Source organism: Pseudomonas sp. MWU318, from assembly GCF_016756945.1.
In the GTDB taxonomy this organism is placed as follows: domain Bacteria; phylum Pseudomonadota; class Gammaproteobacteria; order Pseudomonadales; family Pseudomonadaceae; genus Aquipseudomonas; species Aquipseudomonas putida_A.
Genome location: NZ_JAESJL010000002.1, coordinates 228,928 through 247,900, shown reverse-complemented (window position 1 = coordinate 247,900; position 18,973 = coordinate 228,928). Strand labels below are relative to the sequence as shown.

Here is an 18,973-nt window from a genome sequence, read left to right as displayed (position 1 = left end):
ACAATAAAGGCAAACAGGAGCACTGTTCATGAGTTCATCAAACGCCGGGCCAAGCGCCGGGCAACTGGAAACCCGGGGGATCGAGCCGGTGCCGGAAGCCGAGTGCAACGGTCATCCGCTGCAACTGTTCTGGGTCTGGTTCGCCGCCAACATTTCCATTCTCGGTCTGCCATTGGGCGCCACGCTGGTGGCGTTTCGCGGGCTGGCAATCTGGCAGGCGATCATCGTTGCCATCGTCGGCGCCGCCGGTTCGTTCGCCGTGGTCGGGATCATCTCGATTGCCGGCCGCCGTGGCCGCGCGCCGAGCCTGACCCTGTCGCGGGCGATCTTCGGCGTACGCGGCAACATCGGCCCGACGCTGGTCTCGCTGATGTCGCGTCTGGGCTGGGAAACGGTCAACACCACCACCGCTGCGTTCGTGCTGCTGTCGCTGTGTTCGATCCTGTTCGGCTCGCCGGTGGAAGCGAAAAGTGCGCCCGTGCTGACGCTGATCTTCATCGCAATTTTCGTACTGCTGACCCTGTCGGTTTCCGGTCTCGGTCACGCCACCTTGCTGGTGATCCAGAAGTGGGCGACCTACGTGTTCGGCGCGCTGAACATTCTGGTCGGCGGCTTCCTTTGCGCGACCATCGACTGGAGCGCCGTGTTCAACGCCACGCCGGCGCCGCTGAGCGCAATGATCATCGGCATCGGCACCATGGCCGCCGGCACCGGGATCGGCTGGGCCAACGCCGGCGCCGACATGTCGCGCTATCAGCACCGCAGCGTCAAGGCTGTGCGGCTGGTTGCTTCGGCGGCGTTCGGCGCGGGGATTCCGCTGGTGCTGCTGATCACCCTCGGTGGCCTGCTGTCGGTGGGCAACAACGATCTGGCATCGGCGACTGACCCGATCGTGGCGATCCGCGACATGCTGCCGACCTGGATGGCCGTACCGTACCTGATCACCGCGTTCGGCGGTCTGCTGCTGTCGAACAACCTGTCGGTGTACTCCGCCGGTTTGACCACGCTGACCCTCGGTCTGAAGGTCAAACGCGTCTACGCAGTGGTGGTCGACATCGTGGCGATCTTCGCCGGCTCGATCTACTTTATGCTGATCGCCGACAGCTTCTATGGCCCGTTCATTACCTTCATTTCGCTGCTGGCGGTGCCGATCACTGCGTGGGTCGGGATCTTTGTCGTCGACCTGCTTCACCGTCATTACTACAGCCCGAAAGACCTGCTCGATGTCAGCCCGAGCAGCGCCTACTGGTACCGCGGCGGCATCGAGTGGCGCGCGTTCGGCGCGTGGGCGATTGCCATCGTGCTCGGCTTCAGTTTCACCACCATCGGCACCACCGCCGAGAATGTCTGGTTCAAGGGCTTTCTGTCCGACTCGTGGCTGGGCCACAACGGCCTCGGCTGGATCGTGACCTTCGTGGTGGGCGGTGGCATTTACCTGGTTCTCGGTGGGGCGAAAGATCGTCGCGCCTCGCAAGTCGAGAATGCTCATGCCTAAGATGTTGCACACCGGCCAGGTCATTATCGACTTGGTCATGGCCGTGGATCAGTTGCCGCAAGTCGGCGGCGATGTGCTGGCGCAGTCTGCCGCTTTCGAGGCTGGCGGCGGCTTCAACGTGATGGCCGCAGCTGTGCGCAACGGTTTGCCGGTGGTCTATCTCGGTCGCCACGGCACTGGGCGTTTTGGTGATCTGGCGCGTCAGGCGATGAACGCTGAAGGCATTCAAATCGGTATCGAACAACCCGCACAGCGCGACACTGGATTGTGTGTGGCGCTGACCGACTCATCGGCCGAGCGCAGCTTCATTTCCTACATCGGCGCTGAAGGTGAGGTCACCGAAGAGGACTTGAACAGCGTGGCGGCCGAGGCGGGCGATTACGTTTATGTGAGCGGTTACAGCCTGCTGCACGCAGGCAAGGCGCAGGCGCTGCTGGACTGGACGCTGGCGCTGCCGCAGGCGATCAACGTGGTGTTCGATCCGGGGCCGTTGGTGGAGTCGCCGGACTCGGCGTTGATGCAGGCGCTGCTGCCGCGCATCGATGTGTGGACCAGCAACAGCATCGAGGCGTTGCGCTTTACCGGGGCGGCGGACATTGCTCAAGCGCTGGACCGGTTGGCGGATCATCTGCCCAAGAATGTGCTGATGGTGGTGCGCGATGGGCCGCAGGGTTGCTGGATTCAGCAGCGTGACGAGCGTCGGCATGTGCCGGGGTTTGCGGTAAAAGCCGTGGACAGCAACGGGGCGGGTGATGCCCATGCCGGGGTGTTTGCCGCCGGGTTGGCGCAGGGTTTGAGCGCACATGAGGCGGCGCGGCGGGCGAATGCGGCGGCGGCTTTGGCAGTAACGCGGTGGGGGCCGGCGACAGCGCCGGGAGTTGCTGAGGTGGATGCGTTTATCCACGAGTCCTGCGGCGACTGATCAACCGCCTTCGCGAGCAAGCCCGCTCCCACAGGGGGGATTTGCGTCTTTCACAACTCCAATATGGGAACGGGCTTGCTCGCGAAGGGGCCACACGGCTCAGCACAAAAAAATGGATCAACTCGCTTTGCGCAACGCCGCAATCAACTCATCCTTGCGCATCGAAGAACGCCCGGCAATGTTCTTCGCCCGCGCCTCTTTGCGCAGACTGTCGAGAGTCTGCGTCTCGCGCGACGCCTTGCTGTCACGCGCACGTCCCGCGCGACTGGCCACTGCGCGTCGTGACGACTCCTTGCGGTCTTCGGACTTGGCACTCGCCGGTTTCTTGCGTCCGGAACCACCAGCCTTTTCGCCGCCGCCCGACTGTTTGTTGACCGTCGCCCAGGCACGCGCCTCGGCTGCATCCTTCGACAAGCCTTTTTTCTCATAGCTGTCTTCGATGTGTTCGGCCTTGCGCTTCTGTTCGGCGGTGTATTTGTCTTTGCTTCCACGAGGCATGGGATTTCTCCTTGCATCAGTAGACGGGGTTCATGTGTAGGAGCTGCCGAAGGCTGCGATCCTTTGATTTTAAAAAACAAGATCAAAAGATCGCAGCCTGCGGCAGCTCCTACACGATCATGCTTTCACACAACCACAGCTTCTAGACATCCAGCTTTCGCGCCGCTTCAACGCCCGCCGCACTGAGCTTGATCGGCAAATTCAACGAGTGTTCGCCGGCCTCGTTGCAGGTCACATGACCGTGGTGGATCAGTCCGCGATCCTGCAGAGAGGCGAGGGCGCTGGCCACCACTTTCTCGCCGCGATAGTTGTCCAGCACCTCTTTGCCCAGTCCGCTTGGATGGGCGTGCAGCAGGCGGGTGAGGACTTCTTTTTCCAGGTTTTTATCGACGTTCATGGTTACCTCTTCATGGATGTGAATAGGACGCTCGCGTCGGCGAACTACTGGCCGCTGCCTTCTGAGCCCGAACCACCGGTGGTGGTTTTCGAGCCGATGCCGGGTCCGGCGTTATCGGGTGTGGCGGGGGAGTCAGGGGTGTTCATGCCACCCTGGCGACCGGGGTCACTGCCTTGGGTGCGTGGGTCGGTGCCAGTGGCAGGTGGCTGGTTGATCAAAGGTACGCCGGAGCCATCGGTGTTCATGCCTGGGGCACTGTTAATGGCAGGGGCGCGCGGTGATGGAACCGGATCGGTGGGGCCTGTGCCCGCTGCGGTGGTAGAAGCGGCGAAAACCGCAGGGCTCAGCAGGGCGGCGAAAACGAGGGCAGTCAACCTTGACGGGATCATAGGGCTTCTCCAGTGATTGAATTCCTTACCTGTGTTTGGTCTGCCCTTGAATTGGATTGGTGCCTGATGAACGACGAACGGTCGAGGCACTGGACTATAAGTCCACGCCGATTTCTTCCTTGAACTGCTCCATGAAACCCTTCAGGCGCTGATGGCGGATCTGCGCCAGACGCTGACCGGCGCCAGTCTGGAAACCATCGGCGAGGCGCAGCAGCTTGGTCTGGAAGTGGTCGAGACAGAAGCGTGTGTCGTCGTAGTCGCGCTCCTTGGCTTCAGGGTCGAGCGGGTCGTACAACGCACTGCCCATGCGCCCGGCGACGTAGAAGGTGCGGGCAACACCGAGCATGCCCAGCGAGTCGAGACGGTCGGCGTCCTGGACCAGTTTCGCTTCGAGGGTCAGCGGGGTGATGTTGGCGGAAAAACTGTGGGCTTCGATGGCGTGGATGACGCCACTGATTTTGCTTTCGGGCCAGTCCAGATCGGCCAGCACGCTGGCGGCTTTTTCTGCGGCGAGACGCGAAGCCTGCGAGCGCAGCGGCGAGTTTTTTTCCACGGACACGCAATCGTGCAGCAGCACGGCAGCGAGCAACACTTCCAGGTCGCCACCTTCCTCGGCCTGCAAGGTGCGCGCGTTGTGCCAGACCCGTTGCAGGTGGGCGAGGTCGTGGGCGCCGTCGTCGGACGGCTCCAGCGCGTGCGGCAGCAGTTCGCTGGCGAGGGTGATCAGAGGGGCAAAAGCGCTGACGGACATAGATATTTCTTTCAGTTGAGTTGAGCTTTCCGTGGTGAGGGGATTTATCCCCGATGGAGTGCGAAGTAATCCCATTTTTCAGGGCTTCTGCGCAACCCATCGGGGATAAATCCCCTCACCACAAGGTTCTCTGCAGGTTTGGCATGTGACGAGCGCCGCATCCGGCCTTAGTATGGCGCTTTCCCTTTTCCGACAAGGCCCGTTCATGACGATCGAAATCCGCCCGGCGACCCCCAGCGATGCACCGCAAATCCTCGCCTTCATCACCGAACTGGCAGATTTCGAAAAGGCTCGCCACGAAGTGATCGCCAGCGTCACCGACATCGAGCGCAGCCTGTTCAGCGAAGGCGCCACCGCCCACGGCCTGATCTGCCTGCGTGACGGTGTGCCGATCGGTTTTGCAGTGTTCTTCTTCAGCTATTCGACGTGGCTCGGCAGCAACTGCCTGTACCTCGAAGACCTCTACATCACTCCCGAACAACGCGGCGGCGGCGCCGGCAAAACCCTGTTGCGGCACCTGGCGAAAATTGCCTGTGCCAATGACTGCGGGCGCTTCGAATGGAGCGTGCTGGACTGGAACACCCCGGCCATCGAATTCTACAAATCCCTCGGTGCGCAGCCGCAAGAAGAGTGGGTGCGCTATCGCATGGATGGTAAGGTGTTGCGTGAGTTTGCCGAAGGCTGAGGAGATGATGGCAATCCGATGTTGAAGTGATTGCCGCCACCGCTCTAGTCCGGCATTCTACGCGCCATTTTTGCGCGCTCACGGACGACACCTGCAATGCTTCTGGCAAAACTTCTCCACGCCCGTGAGGCCTTCGCTGTGTCACTGAGTGACCGGCGATGAGCGGATTGCGGGCGTCAATGCGCCTGTATGGCCTGGTGAAAAACTCAGGCTGCTCTGACAACCCTCAGCGTCAACCGGTAGACATCCTGTGCATCGTCAATCGCACGGGCGGCAAAGCCATTCGTGCGTTTGTGTCGCGGCTCGACGCCGAACTCATGACACGCAGCGCCGGCCTGGGTGACTACCGTGTGATCGCGTTACGCCACTTCGAGCCGAATGCGTTTATCGACGCGCATCAGGGCTGGCTGACGCTGCACATCTGTTGCGGTTTCGTCGCCCCCGCCAGCCATTCGTTGCTCAAGGACGGCGCGTTGATGCCGATGGGCTGGTACGTCTATTCCGAGATCGGCCAGTGGACCGCCGAACATCATCTGGACCTCGGCGTGCAAATGGCCGATCTGCTGCAAACGGCTTACGAGCGTAATCAACTGCGCAATTACAACGCCTGGCTCAACGAACTCGACGACGCCGCGCCGGCCGAACTGGCCTGGCAAACCGACCAAGCCTGGCGACATCTGCAAACTGCCATGGCATTACCAATGACGCGGGATTCACTCATACGGTGAGCTCGCACATTCCCGAATCCATCAAGTTGTTCGTGGAGTAGTTTGGATGACTGCTGAAAATCCTGATTTGAAGGGATGTCAAAGGCTAGTAGTAACGCACGATTTGACCTGTAAAACCGATGGTACTGTTAAGCAGGCTACAGTTGCTCCGAAGAAGATCGTCCTGTTTTTTGTGGGTGGGGCGGGGGATAAAGAAAGTTATTACGGAACCGGACCTAATAATAACGTTGCGGAGGCCCTCAAAATTTTTGTGAAGAATATGGATGCAGAGGGGCTTTGCGCGGATACGTACGACGCACACCATATTGGCTACAACTCTTTCGTCAGTGAAGAAGGGCTGAAGGCAAACGTACTGGATAAAATTTCAGACCTTACGACACCGGTCTACATTATCGGACACAGCCTGGGAGGGTGGAACGGAGCTCACTTATCAAAAGTCCTCGCCGACAAGGGGTACCGAATTCCGGTACTGGTTACTCTTGATCCGGTCGGGGAAGGGCAGATCGTATGGGGTATTTCCAATATCTATCAGAAAGAGCCCGCGCCTAAGGCTGAATATTGGGTGAATGTGAGAGCCGATGCCAAGGACTGGACTTTTTCCGACCTGGTGGCTGATTTCGGAGAACAGTGGGATATGAAGAGCGGTCCGAACATGAATGGCAGGGTTGACGTTAACCACGCTGATGCATGGGCCATTTATATTGCCGATCTTGGCGCTGGGCTGTCAGCCAGAGATGTTCTGATGGAGTCGGTGGTGTTGCATTTTAAAGGAAGGAAATGTGCGTAAGTTAATTCTGATTTTGATGTTTTCGATGTGTGCTTCATGTGCGATCAGCCACGGAAAACCTACTGCAAAAATCGAGTATTTGAGGGTGGAGCGCTACTTGGATCGAAACATTTACCAAGTCAGTTTTTCGTCCGACGTCGATGTCGACAAACTCTTCAAGTCCAAGATAAGTCAGTCGCTGCTTTGTGCTTTGGGGGAGAGTAGAGATTTTTCGCAGTCGCGCAATCTGAATGAATATGGTGAAGGATGGATTGAGCCTCTGAAGCCTGCAGACGGATCCACTTTCAAAGCGGATCTCATGTTTTATCGTGTGAAAGACTCAACGAGTGAAACGCTGATGGGCAGCAAGGACTTAAGCACTGTATTAGCGGGGCGAAAAACAATCGCATGCAAAGTCAGAATCAACTCCTACTCCTACAAAATCTACTATTCAGAAGTGATGAATATTCCTGTTGCTGAGCTGCTCAAGGAAATTGACAAGTATTGAGATTGGGCTTCTTGCCTGATCACAGGAAGCCTTGTTCTGATGCTCATTTCTCTGCGGATTCCCAATGACCGCTGAGCAACCCATCAAGTGTCTTTCGCACGGAAATCTTGAAAGCCCCGGCCTTCTCTTCATCGAAGGCCGCTTTCCAGTAGGTGTAGCCCTGACTGAAATCCGGAATCTGCGCCGTCTCTCCCACGCGACGAGTCAGGCTGCGCTGCAGAGCAGTAACGCCTTTAAAGCGGTTTTCATTTTTCTTCCTTGAACCTGTCGAGAGCGGTCGTCGCGTGAATGGGATCGGCATTTTAGAGATTTGGCGAAGAAACGGCTGTCACACTTGTAAATCCCATAATATGGGAATGATATTTATATATTGAGATTTTCCTGCGCCAAGGTTTATAGTCCGTCGCACTCACTGCCAAAAACAAAACAGGTGAAGCGATGCAGGCGCAATTGATCGCGCTCGACTGGGGGACGACCTCATTACGTGCTTACAAACTCGCGGCGGGCGGGGTGGTGCTGGAGCAGCGTGCGCTGTCGTCCGGGATCATGCAGTTACCGAAGACGCCGCGAGTCATCAACGGTGGTGAATGCACCGACGGTTTTGAACTGGCCTTCGAAGAGGCATGTGGCGACTGGCTCGATGCGCAGCCGGATCTGCCAGTGATCGCCTGCGGGATGGTCGGCAGCGCCCAAGGCTGGCGCGAAGCGGCTTACTGCGAGACGCCGGCGAACGTCGCCAATCTCGGAAATTCCCTACAAACACTGGTCAGTCTGCGCGGCACGCGGGTGCACATCGTGCCGGGTGTGATTCAGCGCTCACGCCTGCCCAACGTGATGCGCGGTGAAGAAACCCAGGTCCTCGGCGTGCTGCAAAACCTGTCGGCCGAGGCGGGCGGGGATCTGTTGATCGGTCTGCCGGGCAGTCATTCCAAGTGGGTGGAGGTGCTTGAGGGTTGCATCACGCATTTCGATACTTTCATGACCGGCGAAGTGTTCGCCGTGCTCAGTGAACACAGCATTCTCGGGCGCACCCAGCAACAGGGTGCGGCGTTCGACGGCGTGGCATTTGACCGTGGTGTGCAAGTGGCGCTGTCGGCGGACGGCGAACTGGGTGTGCTCTCCACATTATTCAGTGCGCGTACTTTGGGCCTGACCGGCGAACTGGCGCCGACGGCGCAAGCGGACTACCTGTCCGGGCTGATGATCGGCCATGAGCTGGCGGCACTCGCCACCGTTCAGCGCCGCCGCCGCAACAGCGTGCATCTGCCCGCGATCATCCTCATCGGCAACGCGCAACTCTGCGCCCGTTACGGCCGTGCCCTCGATGCCTGCGGTTTCGCTCGCGTCACGCTGGCCGAGCAGGCCACCGAGCGTGGCCTGTGGCAACTGGCGCTGGCCGCCGGGCTGCTCGATTCCTTATCCCGTTAACCCTGACTGGAGGCCTGACATGCTCAAGCAAGCACTGGCACAAAACGGTCTGATCGCAATCCTGCGTGGCCTGCATCCGCAGGAAGCCGCTGCTGTCGGAGAAGTCCTGTATGCCGCCGGATTTCGCGTCATCGAAGTACCGCTCAATTCCCCGTCGCCGTACGAAAGTATCCGCATCCTGCGTCAGACCTTGCCCGCCGATTGCCTGATCGGTGCCGGCACGGTGTTGACCCCGGAGCAGGTCGAGCTGGTGAAAGAGGCCGGCGGCCAGGTGATCGTCATGCCACACAGCGATGCCAAGGTGCTGCGTGCAGCGAAAGCGGCGGGGTTGTACCTGTCGCCGGGTGTCGCCACGCCGACCGAAGCGTTCGCGGCGCTGGAGGAGGGCGCGGACATTCTCAAGCTGTTTCCGGCCGAGCAGATGGGCCCGGCGGTGGTCAAGGCATGGCTCGCGGTGTTGCCCTCCGGGACGGTGCTGGCGCCGGTCGGCGGGATCACCCCGGACAACATGCAGGTGTTCATCGACGCTGGCGTGAAAGGTTTCGGCCTCGGTTCCGGACTGTTCAAGCCAGGCATGACGGTTGAACAAGTGGCGGCCAATGCCAAGGCCTACGTGGCTGCCTGGAAGGCCCTTCGCTGAGATTTATCCGGCGCTGCGTGCGCTGCATCTAACAAGAGAGACAAACAGATGAAAATCACCAAACTCACCACCTTCATCGTCCCGCCGCGCTGGTGCTTCCTCAAGGTCGAAACCGATGAGGGCGTGACCGGTTGGGGCGAGCCTGTGGTCGAAGGCCGCGCCCACACCGTCGCCGCTGCCGTTGAGGAATTGTCCGACTACCTGATCGGCAAAGACCCACGCAACATCGAGGACATCTGGACCGTGCTCTATCGCGGTGGCTTCTACCGTGGTGGCGCGATCCACATGAGTGCGCTGGCCGGTATCGATCAGGCGCTTTGGGACATCAAGGGCAAGGCCCTCGGTGTGTCGGTCAGTGATCTGCTGGGCGGTCAGGTGCGCGACAAGATTCGTGTGTATTCGTGGATCGGTGGCGATCGTCCGGCCGACACCGCACGTGCCGCGAAAGAGGCGGTGAGCCGTGGTTTTACTGCGGTGAAAATGAACGGCACCGAAGAGCTGCAGTTCCTCGACTCCTTCGAGAAAGTCGATCTGGCCCTGGCCAACGTTGCCGCCGTGCGCGATGCCGTCGGGCCGAACGTCGGTATCGGTGTCGACTTTCATGGTCGGGTGCACAAGCCAATGGCCAAGGTGCTGATGAAGGAACTCGACCCGTACAAACTGATGTTCATCGAAGAGCCGGTGCTCAGTGAAAACTATGAAGCGCTGAAAGAGCTGGCGCCGTTGACCAGCACGCCGATCGCCCTTGGCGAGCGGCTGTTCTCGCGCTGGGATTTCAAGCGGGTGCTGAGCGAAGGCTACGTCGACATCATCCAGCCGGATGCCTCGCATGCCGGCGGTATCACCGAGACCCGCAAGATCGCCAACATGGCCGAAGCCTACGACGTGGCGCTGGCGCTGCATTGTCCGCTGGGGCCGATTGCGCTGGCGGCGTGCCTGCAACTGGACGCGGCTTGTTACAACGCGTTTATCCAGGAGCAGAGTCTGGGTATCCATTACAACGAGAGCAATGATCTGCTCGACTACGTGAAGGATCCGCGAGTGTTCGACTACGACCAGGGCTTCGTGAAGATTCCGAACGGGCCAGGGCTGGGCATCGAGATCAACGAGGAATACGTGATCGAACGCGCTGCGGTCGGCCACCGCTGGCGCAACCCGATCTGGCGCCATGCCGATGGCAGTTTTGCCGAGTGGTGAGTGCCTTCTGACTCGCCACAAATCCTTGTGGGAGGGGGCTTGCTCCCGAATGCGGCATGTCAGCTAAAGAGATGTCGACTGACACTCCGCATTCGGGAGCAAGCCCCCTCCCACAATTGATCTCCATGGATGGGAGATTTGCGTCAATGACCTCAAATAATCATAAGAAGAGGCACCCCCCATGCCAACGCAAACCCTCACCGGGCAGGCGTCTTTAGTCACGCCCAGCCGCAAGCGGTTTTTCATCATGGTGCTGTTGTTCATCACCGTGGTCATCAACTACCTCGACCGCAGCAACCTGTCGATTGCCGCGCCAGCACTGACCAGCGAACTGGGCATCGACCCGGTTCATGTCGGGCTGATTTTCTCCGCATTCGGCTGGACCTACGCCGCGATGCAGATCCCCGGCGGCTGGCTGGTGGATCGGGTGCCGCCGCGCATCCTCTACAGCGTCGCGCTGCTGTTGTGGTCGCTGGCCACGGTGCTGCTCGGTTTTGCCGCGAGTTTCATTGCGCTGTTCGTGCTGCGCATGGCGGTCGGTGCGCTGGAAGCCCCGGCCTATCCGATCAACAGCCGCGTGGTGACCACCTGGTTTCCCGAGCGCGAGCGGGCCACGGCGATTGGTTTCTATACTTCCGGGCAGTTTGTCGGCCTGGCGTTTCTGACCCCGGTGCTGGCGTGGCTGCAACATGAATTCGGCTGGCACATGGTGTTCGTCGCAACCGGTGCGGCTGGCATCATCTGGGCAGCGATCTGGTACGCGGTGTATCGCGAACCGCGAGATTTCAAGGGCGCCAACGACGCGGAGATCGACCTGATCCGCGAGGGTGGCGGACTCGTAGACATTCAAGCGCAAACGGCCAAGGCCTCGTTCAGTTGGACCGACCTCGGCATCGTCCTGAGCAAACGCAAGTTGTGGGGCATCTACCTCGGCCAGTTCTGCCTGAACTCGACGCTGTGGTTCTTCCTGACGTGGTTCCCGACCTACCTGGTGAAATATCGCGGCATGGACTTCATCAAGTCCGGCCTGTTGGCCTCGCTGCCGTTTCTCGCGGCCTTTGTCGGCGTGCTGTGCTCGGGGTTCTTTTCCGACCTGTTGATCCGCCGTGGCTGCAGCGTGGGCTTCGCGCGCAAGTTGCCGATCATTGGCGGGCTGCTGATTTCCACCTCGATCATCGGCGCCAATTTCGTTGAATCGACACCGCTGGTGATTGCCTTCCTGGCGTTGGCCTTTTTCGGCAACGGTCTGGCCTCGATCACCTGGTCGCTGGTCTCGACCCTCGCTCCAGCGCGTTTGCTCGGTTTGACTGGCGGGGTGTTCAATTTCATCGGCAACCTGTCGGCAATTGCCACGCCGATTGTCATCGGCTTCCTCGCCAGTGGTGATTCGTTTGCCCCGGCGATCACCTACATCGCGGTTCTGGCGCTGATCGGTGCATTGTCCTACGTGCTGCTGGTGGGCAAGGTCGAACGTATCGAGTTGTAGTCGTCTGCGTCGGGCGACCATAATGCCGCCCGTTCTCTCGCTCAACGGTAAAGGCTGGATATGCAGGAAGACGCCCCGGAAAAAACCAAGGACGCCGCACCCACCGGCACCCAGACGCTTCTTCGCGGACTGGGTGTGGTGCAGGCGGTGGCCAGTGGCGCCCGCGATCTGAAAGAGATCGCCCGGCTGATCGGCACCACGCGCAGCACCACCCATCGTCTGGCCAGTTGCCTGGTGGACGAGCGCTACCTGCGCGTGGTGCCACAAATAGGCTATTTGCTGGGGCCGAAGCTGATCGAGCTGGGGTTTCAGGCGCGCGAAGAGTTGCCGCTGGTGAGTCTGGCCGGGCCGTATCTGGACGAGTTGTCGGCGCTGACCGGCGATACCGTGCACCTGGGCATTCGTGAAGGCGACGAGGTCTTGTACCTGCTGAAGAATCCGGGACGTAACGGCCCGGAAATGCGCTCGCGGGTCGGCCACCGAATGCCGTTGGCGCGCACCGGGATCGGCAAGGCGTTGATGCTCGATGATTCGCCGCAGGATTGGCAGCGGCTGTACGACATCAGCCTGCCGGCGGGTGGGAAAAGTCAGTTCTGGCCGCAGCATCCGCAGCAGTCGTGGGAACAGCTTGAGCAGCGCATGGCCGAGTACGTGGCCGGTGGCTACGCCTTCGATCTGGAGGATAACGAACCGTCGATCCGCTGCGTGGCGGCGCCGATTCGTGATGCGAGCAAACACATTGTGGCGGCGATCAGTATCGCCAGCACCGTGCCGTATATGCCGCTGGAAAAAATGGCCGAGCTGATCCCCCTGATCAAAGGGGTCACAGCCCGGCTGTCGGCGGAGCTTGGCTTGAAGGTCTGAGGCCTTAAACCTTGAGCGTCGCCATGTCGATCACGAAGCGATATTTCACGTCACCGGCAATCATTCGGGCGTAAGCCTCGTTGATCTGGCGGATGTCGAGCATTTCGATGTCGCAGGTGATGTTGTGCTCGGCGCAGAAGTCCAGCACTTCTTGGGTCTCGGCGATGCCGCCGATCAACGAACCGGCCAGAACGCGACGGCCCAGCACCAAGTTGGCGGCGTGCACGGGCGGATCAATCGGTTCGATCAGGCCGACCAGAATGTGCACGCCATCAAAGCGCAGGGTTTGCAGGTACGGATTGAGATCATGCTGCACCGGAATGGTGTCGAGCAGGAAGTCGAAACGGCCTGCAGCGGCAGCCATTTGCTCGGCATCGGTGGAGACGATCACATGATCGGCGCCCTGACGACGACCCTCTTCGGCCTTGCTCGCCGAACGGGTGAACAGCGTGACTTCCGCGCCCATGGCCTTGGCGAACTTGATGCCCATGTGGCCGAGGCCGCCCATGCCGAGAATTCCGACCTTGTCGCCGGCCTTGACCCCATAGTGCTTGAGCGGCGAGTAGGTGGTGATGCCGGCACAGAGGATCGGCGCGGCGCTGGCCAGGTCGAGTTTCTCCGGGATGCGCACCACGAAGTGCTCGCTGACCACGATGCTGTCGGAGTAGCCGCCCATGGTGTTGCTGCCATCGACCCGGTCCGGGGTGGCGTAGGTCATGGTCGGGCCTTCGAGGCAGTATTGCTCGAGGTTCTGCTGGCAGGCGGCGCAGGTGCGGCACGAGTCGACCATGCAGCCAACACCGACCAGATCGCCGACTTTATGGTGGGTGACGTTCGCACCGATGGCGGTGACTTTTCCGACGATCTCGTGGCCGGGCATCAACGGATAAACCGCGATGCCCCATTCGTTGCGTGCCTGGTGGATGTCGGAGTGGCAGACGCCGCAGTAGAGGATCTCGATCGCCACGTCGTCAGCGCGTGGGCTGCGGCGTTCGAATTTCATCGGGGCGAGGGGAGTGGTGGCCGATTGGGCGGCATAACCGATAGCGGTGTACATGAGAAACCTCGCAGAAGCAGTGACAGGTGAGGTGGCGCATTTTGGGCGCCGTCTGCCGTTGCGGCCATGACGATTCCTCCGGGTCTCATGCCTAATCCTCCGGCATGCAGGTCTGGGCAAGCGCATTGGCAAAAGGATCTGCGATGATGCTTGCATGCCTTTTTCCGTGACTTTTTTGAAGACCCCTCCGATGCAGTTGACCCGTCACCTTGATGCCAATGCCACGCTGGTTTCGCTGATCGAGCCGCTGGCGCTCTGCGATGGTTACAGCCAGACCGGGTTACCCGGCGTGCAGGTGTTGCGCGCCAGTTGCGACGTGGCGCGTGGCCCGCACATTTATGAGCCGAGCCTGATGATCATCGCCCAGGGCAGCAAACTGGCGTTCCTCGGCCCGCGCACCATGGAATATGGCGCCGGGCATTACTTGATTCAGGCGCTGCCGGTGCCGTTCGAGTGCGAAACCTTTGCCTTGCCGGATGCGCCGTTGCTGGGGGTGTCGGTAGCGATCGATCGGGTGCTGCTCGGTGAATTAGTGCTGGCCATGGGGCTGGCGCCGGGGCGGCATATCCCGGCGCAAACGCCGGAGTCGATGACCTCGGTGGTGCTCGACGATGACATGCGCGGCTGCGTCGAACGCTTGTTACGCTGCCTGCACGATCCGCTGGAGCGGCAGATTCTCGGGCCGGCGCGGGTGCGTGAATTGTTGTTCACTGCGTTGCGCGGGCCGCAGGCCGATGTGTTGCGCGCGCTGGTGGAACAGCAGGGGCAGTTCGCCCGGGTGGCGGCGTCGATCAGCCATTTGCATGCGCACTACACCGAGCCGCTGAACGTCGAGACACTGGCCAGTTGCGCGAACATGAGCGTTTCATCCTTCCACGAGCACTTCAAGCGCAGCACGCTGTTGTCGCCGGTGCAGTACCTGAAGCGCTTGCGCCTGCTCAAGGCGCAGACCTTGCTGGTCGCCGAGGGGCTGGGCGTGGCGCAGGTGGCGCATCGGGTGGGGTATCAGAGTACGTCGCAGTTCAGTCGCGAGTACAAGCGCTACTTCGAGCGTAGCCCTGGTGATGAGCGCGTTGCCTGAGAGTTTGCGTAACCCTGTGGGAGCTGGCTTGCCAGCGATGGCGGTGATCCAGGCTGCCAAGATGTCGACTGACACGGCCCCATCGCTGGCAAGCCAGCTCCCACAGGGGATGATGTGATGCATTAAATTTTGGGCAACAAAAAGGCCCCCATTTCGGGAGCCTCGTTGTTCAGCGATACGGCTTACATGTTCGGGTAAGTCGGGCCGCCAGCGCCTTCCGGCGTGACCCAGGTGATGTTCTGCGAAGGGTCCTTGATGTCACATGTCTTGCAGTGCACGCAGTTCTGGGCGTTGATCTGGAAGCGTTTTTCGCCGTCTTCCTTGGTGATCACTTCGTAGACGCCGGCCGGGCAGTAGCGCTGCGCCGGTTCGTCGTACAGTGGCAGGTTCTTGCTGATCGGGATGCTTGGGTCGGTCAGCTTCAGGTGGCACGGCTGTTCTTCTTCGTGGTTGGTACCGGAGATGAACACCGAGCTCAGTTTGTCGAAGCTGAGTTTGCCGTCCGGCTTCGGATAGTCGATCTTCTTGCAGTCGGCCGCGAGCTTCAGGCAAGCGTAATCCGGCTTGGTGTCATGCAGGGTGAACGGCAGTTTGCCGCCGAAGATGTTCTGGTCCAGCCAGTTGAAACCACCGCCGACAATCGCGCCGAACTTGTGGATCGCCGGGCCGAAGTTACGGCTGGCGAACAGTTCGTCGTAGAGCCAGCTCTTCTTGAACGCGTCGACGTAGGAGGTCAGCTCTTCGGTGCCATCCTTTTCGGCGAACAGCGCGTCGGCCACCGATTCCGCGGCGAGCATGCCGGACTTCATCGCAGTGTGGCTGCCTTTGATCTTGGCGAAGTTCAGGGTGCCGAGGTCGCAACCGATCAGCGCGCCGCCCTTGAAGACCATTTTCGGCAGCGAGTTCAGGCCACCTTTGCAGATCGCACGGGCGCCGTAGCTGACGCGCTTGCCGCCTTCCAGGTACTGGGCCAGCACCGGGTGATGCTTGAGGCGCTGGAACTCGTCGAACGGCGACAGGTAAGTGTTGCTGTAAGACAGGTCAACGATCAGACCGACCACTACCTGGTTGTTTTCCAGGTGATAGAGGAACGAGCCGCCGGTGTTTTCGGTGCCCATGATGTCCAGCGGCCAACCGGCGGTGTGCACCACCAGACCTGGCTGGTGTTTGGCCGGGTCGATTTCCCAGATTTCCTTCAGGCCGATGCCGTAGTGCTGGGCGTCGGCATCGCTGTCGAGGTTGTAGCGCTTGATCAGTTGCTTGCCGATGTGGCCACGGCAGCCCTCGGCGAACAGCGTGTACTTGCCACGCAGTTCCATGCCCGGGGTGTACAGGCCTTCTTTCGGGTTGCCTTCGCGGTCGACGCCCAGATCACCGGTGATGATCCCGCGCACGATGCCGTTTTCGTCGATCAGCGCTTCCTGAGCAGCGAAGCCCGGGTAGATTTCTACGCCGAGGTTCTCGGCCTGCTGGGCCAGCCAGCGGCACAGGTTGCCGAGGGAAATAATATAGTTGCCTTCGTTGTGCATGGTCTTGGGCACAAAGAAGTCAGGAATTTTCTGCGCACTGTCGGCGTTTTTCAGCACGAAAATGTCATCGCGGGTGACCGGAGTGTTCAGCGGGGCGCCGAGTTCTTTCCAGTCCGGGAACAGTTCGTTCAGAGCACGTGGTTCGAACACGGCACCGGAAAGGATGTGTGCGCCGACTTCGGAGCCTTTTTCGACCACGCAGACGCTGATTTCCTTACCGGCTTCGGCGGCCTTCTGCTTCAGACGGCAGGCGGCGGACAGGCCAGCGGGGCCGGCACCGACGATGACCACGTCGAATTCCATGTATTCGCGTTCCACAGGCTATCTCCTACTCAAGGCTCAACAGTTTTTTTTCTAATTTGGAGGTTCGGTGTCGTATCCGTTATTGCCTTTACGTTAACGTCAAGGGTAATAATGGGCAAACCACCTTTCTCTCTAGGCGGCGCATTATATCTACACCACTCCGAGCGTCCAATACAAACGTTTGTTTGAATCGGCTCCAGCCCAGAGAAATCAAAGAAGCGCGGCTTATGATCGGCCATTTTGCCGTATTGACCGGAATAGGCGTTCCGGTCAAGATACGGGCGGTTTTGCGCTCGCCGTAGGCAGACTGGCGGTTTCAAGAGCACCTCTAAAGACAGGGCACAGGCAGTACAAGGTGATGCGCAGCGCAAGTCCGGCGCGCAGTTTACACACCGTGCGAATCAATGACCCGTTGGTCACCACTGACGAACGGTCATCGCCCCCCGCCGGCGTTTTTAGAGGTGCCCTTGTGCCCGATGAGCATCAACCGCCAGGTTCGCCTAGGCGACTTTCTTTTCACCGGAGAGTAACGAGGAATCCATGAAGGTTCTTGTAGCTGTCAAACGCGTTGTGGATTACAACGTCAAGGTCCGCGTCAAGGCGGACAATTCCGGCGTAGACCTCGCCAACGTCAAGATGTCGATGAACCCGTTCTGCGAAATCGCAGTGGAAGAAGCCGTACGCCTGAAAGAGAAAGGTGTGGCGACTGAAATCGTCGTCGTCTCCATCGGCCCGTCCACCGCTCAGGAACAGCTGCGTACCGCACTGGCTCTGGGTGCCGACCGCGCCATCCTCGTCGAATCCGCTGAAGACCTGACTTCGCTGGCCGTGGCCAAGCTGCTCAAGGCTGTGGTCGACAAGGAACAGCCTCAACTGGTGATCCTGGGCAAACAGGCCATCGACAGCGACAACAACCAGACCGGCCAGATGCTCGCTGCACTGAGTGGCTACGGTCAGGGCACATTCGCTTCGAAAGTCGAAGTGTCCGGCGACAGCGTTGCCGTGACCCGCGAAATCGACGGCGGCGCGCAGACCGTTTCCCTGAAACTGCCAGCCATCGTCACCACCGACCTGCGTTTGAACGAGCCGCGCTACGCGTCTCTGCCAAACATCATGAAAGCCAAGAAGAAGCCTCTCGAAGTGCTGACTCCGGACGCTTTGGGCGTTTCCACCGCCTCCACCAACAAGACCCTGAAAGTCGAAGCGCCGGCTGCACGCAGCGCAGGCATCAAGGTCAAGTCGGTGGCTGAACTGGTCGAGAAACTGAAAAACGAAGCGAAGGTAATCTAAAAATGACTATCTTGGTAATCGCTGAACACGACAACAAAGTGCTGGCCCCGGCCACACTGAATACCGTGGCTGCTGCTGCCAAAATCGGCGGCGACATTCACGTGCTGGTTGCCGGTCAGGGCGCTGGCGCCGTGGCCGAAGCCGCTGCGAAAATCGCTGGCGTGAGCAAAGTCCTGAACGCTGACAATGCCGCTTACGCGCATCAGTTGCCGGAAAACGTTGCTCCGCTGGTTGCAGAGCTGGGCAAGGGCTACAGCCACATCCTGGCTGCCGCCACGTCCAACGGTAAAAACATCCTGCCGCGCGTTGCTGCTGCGCTGGACGTTGACCAGATCTCCGAGATCATCTCGGTAGAAAGCGCCGACACCTTCAAGCGTCCGATCTACGCCGGTAACGCCATCGCTACCGTGCAATCGACCGCTGCGATCAAAGTGATCACCGTGCGTGCCACCGGTTTCGACCCGGTTGCCGCTGAAGGTGGTTCGGCGGCTGTTGAAGCGGTTGCTGCTGCGCACGACGCCGGCACTTCCAGCTTCGTCAGCGAAGAACTGGCCAAGTCCGATCGTCCTGAGCTGACCGCTGCCAAGATCGTCGTTTCCGGCGGCCGCGGCATGCAGAACGGTGACAACTTCAAACACCTGTACGCCCTGGCCGACAAGCTGGGCGCTGCCGTGGGTGCTTCGCGCGCCGCGGTCGACGCAGGTTTCGTACCGAACGACATGCAGGTCGGTCAGACCGGCAAGATCGTTGCGCCACAGCTGTACATCGCCGTCGGTATCTCCGGCGCGATCCAGCACCTGGCCGGCATGAAAGACTCCAAAGTGATCGTTGCGATCAACAAGGACGAAGAAGCGCCGATCTTCCAGGTGGCCGATTACGGTCTGGTGGCGGATCTGTTCGAAGCGGTACCTGAGCTGGAGAAGCTGGTCTAATCCGGCAGCTTCACTTATAAAGAGCCC

The 18,973-nt window shown here is 60.0% G+C and carries 21 protein-coding genes; 14 read left to right on the top strand and 7 right to left on the bottom strand.

Features of this window, described 5'->3' with window-relative positions; translation table 11 throughout:
- The first annotated feature begins 28 nt into the window (after nt 1–28).
- Both JN524_RS05105 and JN524_RS05100 read left to right on the top strand, forming a co-directional pair.
- Nucleotides 29–1,495 (top strand): purine-cytosine permease family protein, encoded by a 1,467-nt coding sequence (locus JN524_RS05105; RefSeq protein WP_202368714.1) that lies wholly within the window; start codon nt 29–31, stop codon nt 1,493–1,495.
- The gene (locus JN524_RS05100) at nt 1,488–2,417 is read left to right on the top strand and encodes a PfkB family carbohydrate kinase (protein WP_202368713.1); all 930 of its coding nucleotides are present in this window, start codon (nt 1,488–1,490) and stop codon (nt 2,415–2,417) included. Before JN524_RS05105 ends, JN524_RS05100 begins: the two co-directional genes overlap by 8 nt.
- A gap of 117 nt (nt 2,418–2,534) precedes the next feature.
- On the opposite strand, the gene JN524_RS05095 is transcribed toward JN524_RS05100, so the two are convergent.
- The 4 genes from JN524_RS05095 to JN524_RS05080 all read right to left on the bottom strand — a co-directional run bounded on the left by JN524_RS05095 (nt 2,535) and on the right by JN524_RS05080 (nt 4,452).
- A complete protein-coding gene (locus JN524_RS05095; RefSeq protein WP_202368712.1) occupies nt 2,535–2,915 on the bottom strand; it encodes a Rho termination factor N-terminal domain-containing protein in 381 nt (126 codons plus the stop codon).
- A gap of 142 nt (nt 2,916–3,057) precedes the next feature.
- Nucleotides 3,058–3,312 (bottom strand): hypothetical protein, encoded by a 255-nt coding sequence (locus tag JN524_RS05090; protein ID WP_095137223.1) that lies wholly within the window; start codon nt 3,310–3,312, stop codon nt 3,058–3,060.
- A gap of 44 nt (nt 3,313–3,356) precedes the next feature.
- Complete coding sequence (locus JN524_RS05085; protein WP_047295624.1) at nt 3,357–3,701, bottom strand: hypothetical protein; 345 nt, start codon at nt 3,699–3,701, stop codon at nt 3,357–3,359.
- A gap of 94 nt (nt 3,702–3,795) precedes the next feature.
- Complete coding sequence (locus JN524_RS05080; RefSeq protein ID WP_202368711.1) at nt 3,796–4,452, bottom strand: HD domain-containing protein; 657 nt, start codon at nt 4,450–4,452, stop codon at nt 3,796–3,798.
- A 205-nt stretch (nt 4,453–4,657) separates the two neighbouring features.
- On the opposite strand from JN524_RS05080, the gene JN524_RS05075 reads away from it, so the two are divergent.
- The 4 genes from JN524_RS05075 to JN524_RS05060 all read left to right on the top strand — a co-directional run bounded on the left by JN524_RS05075 (nt 4,658) and on the right by JN524_RS05060 (nt 7,139).
- Nucleotides 4,658–5,137, top strand: a complete 480-nt coding sequence (locus tag JN524_RS05075; RefSeq protein WP_003226995.1) for a GNAT family N-acetyltransferase — start codon at nt 4,658–4,660, stop codon at nt 5,135–5,137.
- Between the two features lie 158 nt (nt 5,138–5,295).
- The gene (locus JN524_RS05070; protein WP_237402963.1) at nt 5,296–5,865 is read left to right on the top strand and encodes a hypothetical protein; all 570 of its coding nucleotides are present in this window, start codon (nt 5,296–5,298) and stop codon (nt 5,863–5,865) included.
- Between the two features lie 46 nt (nt 5,866–5,911).
- Complete coding sequence (locus JN524_RS05065) at nt 5,912–6,652, top strand: alpha/beta hydrolase (RefSeq protein ID WP_202368710.1); 741 nt, start codon at nt 5,912–5,914, stop codon at nt 6,650–6,652.
- Nucleotides 6,645–7,139, top strand: coding sequence for a hypothetical protein (locus JN524_RS05060; protein ID WP_202368709.1), 495 nt, complete (start codon nt 6,645–6,647; stop codon nt 7,137–7,139). Before JN524_RS05065 ends, JN524_RS05060 begins: the two co-directional genes overlap by 8 nt.
- A gap of 43 nt (nt 7,140–7,182) precedes the next feature.
- On the opposite strand, the gene JN524_RS05055 is transcribed toward JN524_RS05060, so the two are convergent.
- A complete protein-coding gene (locus JN524_RS05055; RefSeq protein ID WP_202368708.1) occupies nt 7,183–7,440 on the bottom strand; it encodes a hypothetical protein in 258 nt (85 codons plus the stop codon).
- Nucleotides 7,441–7,577: 137 nt separating this feature from the next.
- On the opposite strand from JN524_RS05055, the gene JN524_RS05050 reads away from it, so the two are divergent.
- From JN524_RS05050 to JN524_RS05030, 5 genes are all read left to right on the top strand, one after another.
- Complete coding sequence (locus tag JN524_RS05050; RefSeq protein ID WP_202368707.1) at nt 7,578–8,567, top strand: 2-dehydro-3-deoxygalactonokinase; 990 nt, start codon at nt 7,578–7,580, stop codon at nt 8,565–8,567.
- A 19-nt stretch (nt 8,568–8,586) separates the two neighbouring features.
- Nucleotides 8,587–9,207: a 2-dehydro-3-deoxy-6-phosphogalactonate aldolase gene (locus tag JN524_RS05045; RefSeq protein WP_202368706.1), complete on the top strand. Its 621-nt coding sequence runs from the start codon at nt 8,587–8,589 to the stop codon at nt 9,205–9,207.
- 48 nt (nt 9,208–9,255) lie between these two features.
- Nucleotides 9,256–10,404, top strand: coding sequence for a galactonate dehydratase (dgoD, locus tag JN524_RS05040; protein WP_007961968.1), 1,149 nt, complete (start codon nt 9,256–9,258; stop codon nt 10,402–10,404).
- Nucleotides 10,405–10,585: 181 nt separating this feature from the next.
- Nucleotides 10,586–11,890, top strand: coding sequence for an MFS transporter (locus JN524_RS05035; protein ID WP_097088423.1), 1,305 nt, complete (start codon nt 10,586–10,588; stop codon nt 11,888–11,890).
- Nucleotides 11,891–11,950: 60 nt separating this feature from the next.
- Nucleotides 11,951–12,754, top strand: a complete 804-nt coding sequence (locus JN524_RS05030; RefSeq protein WP_202368705.1) for an IclR family transcriptional regulator — start codon at nt 11,951–11,953, stop codon at nt 12,752–12,754.
- Nucleotides 12,755–12,758: 4 nt separating this feature from the next.
- On the opposite strand, the gene JN524_RS05025 is transcribed toward JN524_RS05030, so the two are convergent.
- Complete coding sequence (locus tag JN524_RS05025) at nt 12,759–13,811, bottom strand: NAD(P)-dependent alcohol dehydrogenase (RefSeq protein WP_202368704.1); 1,053 nt, start codon at nt 13,809–13,811, stop codon at nt 12,759–12,761.
- 190 nt (nt 13,812–14,001) lie between these two features.
- Between JN524_RS05025 and JN524_RS05020 the strand changes: the two genes are divergently transcribed.
- Nucleotides 14,002–14,892, top strand: coding sequence for an AraC family transcriptional regulator (locus JN524_RS05020; protein ID WP_007961974.1), 891 nt, complete (start codon nt 14,002–14,004; stop codon nt 14,890–14,892).
- 182 nt (nt 14,893–15,074) lie between these two features.
- Here JN524_RS05020 and JN524_RS05015 read toward each other — a convergent pair whose 3' ends face one another.
- Entirely contained in the window at nt 15,075–16,739 is a 1,665-nt protein-coding gene (locus tag JN524_RS05015; RefSeq protein ID WP_047598758.1) for an electron transfer flavoprotein-ubiquinone oxidoreductase, read from the bottom strand.
- A gap of 525 nt (nt 16,740–17,264) precedes the next feature.
- Between JN524_RS05015 and JN524_RS05010 the strand changes: the two genes are divergently transcribed.
- Nucleotides 17,265–18,014 (top strand): electron transfer flavoprotein subunit beta/FixA family protein, encoded by a 750-nt coding sequence (locus tag JN524_RS05010; RefSeq protein ID WP_003226982.1) that lies wholly within the window; start codon nt 17,265–17,267, stop codon nt 18,012–18,014.
- Between the two features lie 2 nt (nt 18,015–18,016).
- Entirely contained in the window at nt 18,017–18,946 is a 930-nt protein-coding gene (locus tag JN524_RS05005; RefSeq protein ID WP_007961977.1) for an electron transfer flavoprotein subunit alpha/FixB family protein, read from the top strand.
- Nucleotides 18,947–18,973 lie beyond the last annotated feature (27 nt).

Bases quoted from the DNA above. Each gene is read 5' to 3' on its own strand.
- JN524_RS05100 (WP_202368713.1), top strand. From the start codon at position 1,488: ATGCCTAAGATGTTGCACACCGGCCAGGTCATTATCGACTTGGTCATG.
- JN524_RS05030 (WP_202368705.1), top strand. From the start codon at position 11,951: ATGCAGGAAGACGCCCCGGAAAAAACCAAGGACGCCGCACCCACCGGC.
- dgoD (WP_007961968.1), top strand. From the start codon at position 9,256: ATGAAAATCACCAAACTCACCACCTTCATCGTCCCGCCGCGCTGGTGC.
- JN524_RS05070 (WP_237402963.1), top strand. From the start codon at position 5,296: ATGAGCGGATTGCGGGCGTCAATGCGCCTGTATGGCCTGGTGAAAAAC.
- JN524_RS05045 (WP_202368706.1), top strand. From the start codon at position 8,587: ATGCTCAAGCAAGCACTGGCACAAAACGGTCTGATCGCAATCCTGCGT.
- JN524_RS05105 (WP_202368714.1), top strand. From the start codon at position 29: ATGAGTTCATCAAACGCCGGGCCAAGCGCCGGGCAACTGGAAACCCGG.
- JN524_RS05075 (WP_003226995.1), top strand. From the start codon at position 4,658: ATGACGATCGAAATCCGCCCGGCGACCCCCAGCGATGCACCGCAAATC.
- JN524_RS05010 (WP_003226982.1), top strand. From the start codon at position 17,265: ATGAAGGTTCTTGTAGCTGTCAAACGCGTTGTGGATTACAACGTCAAG.
- JN524_RS05090 (WP_095137223.1), bottom strand. From the start codon at position 3,312: ATGAACGTCGATAAAAACCTGGAAAAAGAAGTCCTCACCCGCCTGCTG.
- JN524_RS05050 (WP_202368707.1), top strand. From the start codon at position 7,578: ATGCAGGCGCAATTGATCGCGCTCGACTGGGGGACGACCTCATTACGT.
- JN524_RS05065 (WP_202368710.1), top strand. From the start codon at position 5,912: ATGACTGCTGAAAATCCTGATTTGAAGGGATGTCAAAGGCTAGTAGTA.
- JN524_RS05035 (WP_097088423.1), top strand. From the start codon at position 10,586: ATGCCAACGCAAACCCTCACCGGGCAGGCGTCTTTAGTCACGCCCAGC.
- JN524_RS05085 (WP_047295624.1), bottom strand. From the start codon at position 3,701: ATGATCCCGTCAAGGTTGACTGCCCTCGTTTTCGCCGCCCTGCTGAGC.
- JN524_RS05080 (WP_202368711.1), bottom strand. From the start codon at position 4,452: ATGTCCGTCAGCGCTTTTGCCCCTCTGATCACCCTCGCCAGCGAACTG.
- JN524_RS05095 (WP_202368712.1), bottom strand. From the start codon at position 2,915: ATGCCTCGTGGAAGCAAAGACAAATACACCGCCGAACAGAAGCGCAAG.
- JN524_RS05020 (WP_007961974.1), top strand. From the start codon at position 14,002: ATGCAGTTGACCCGTCACCTTGATGCCAATGCCACGCTGGTTTCGCTG.
- JN524_RS05025 (WP_202368704.1), bottom strand. From the start codon at position 13,811: ATGTACACCGCTATCGGTTATGCCGCCCAATCGGCCACCACTCCCCTC.
- JN524_RS05005 (WP_007961977.1), top strand. From the start codon at position 18,017: ATGACTATCTTGGTAATCGCTGAACACGACAACAAAGTGCTGGCCCCG.
- JN524_RS05055 (WP_202368708.1), bottom strand. From the start codon at position 7,440: ATGCCGATCCCATTCACGCGACGACCGCTCTCGACAGGTTCAAGGAAG.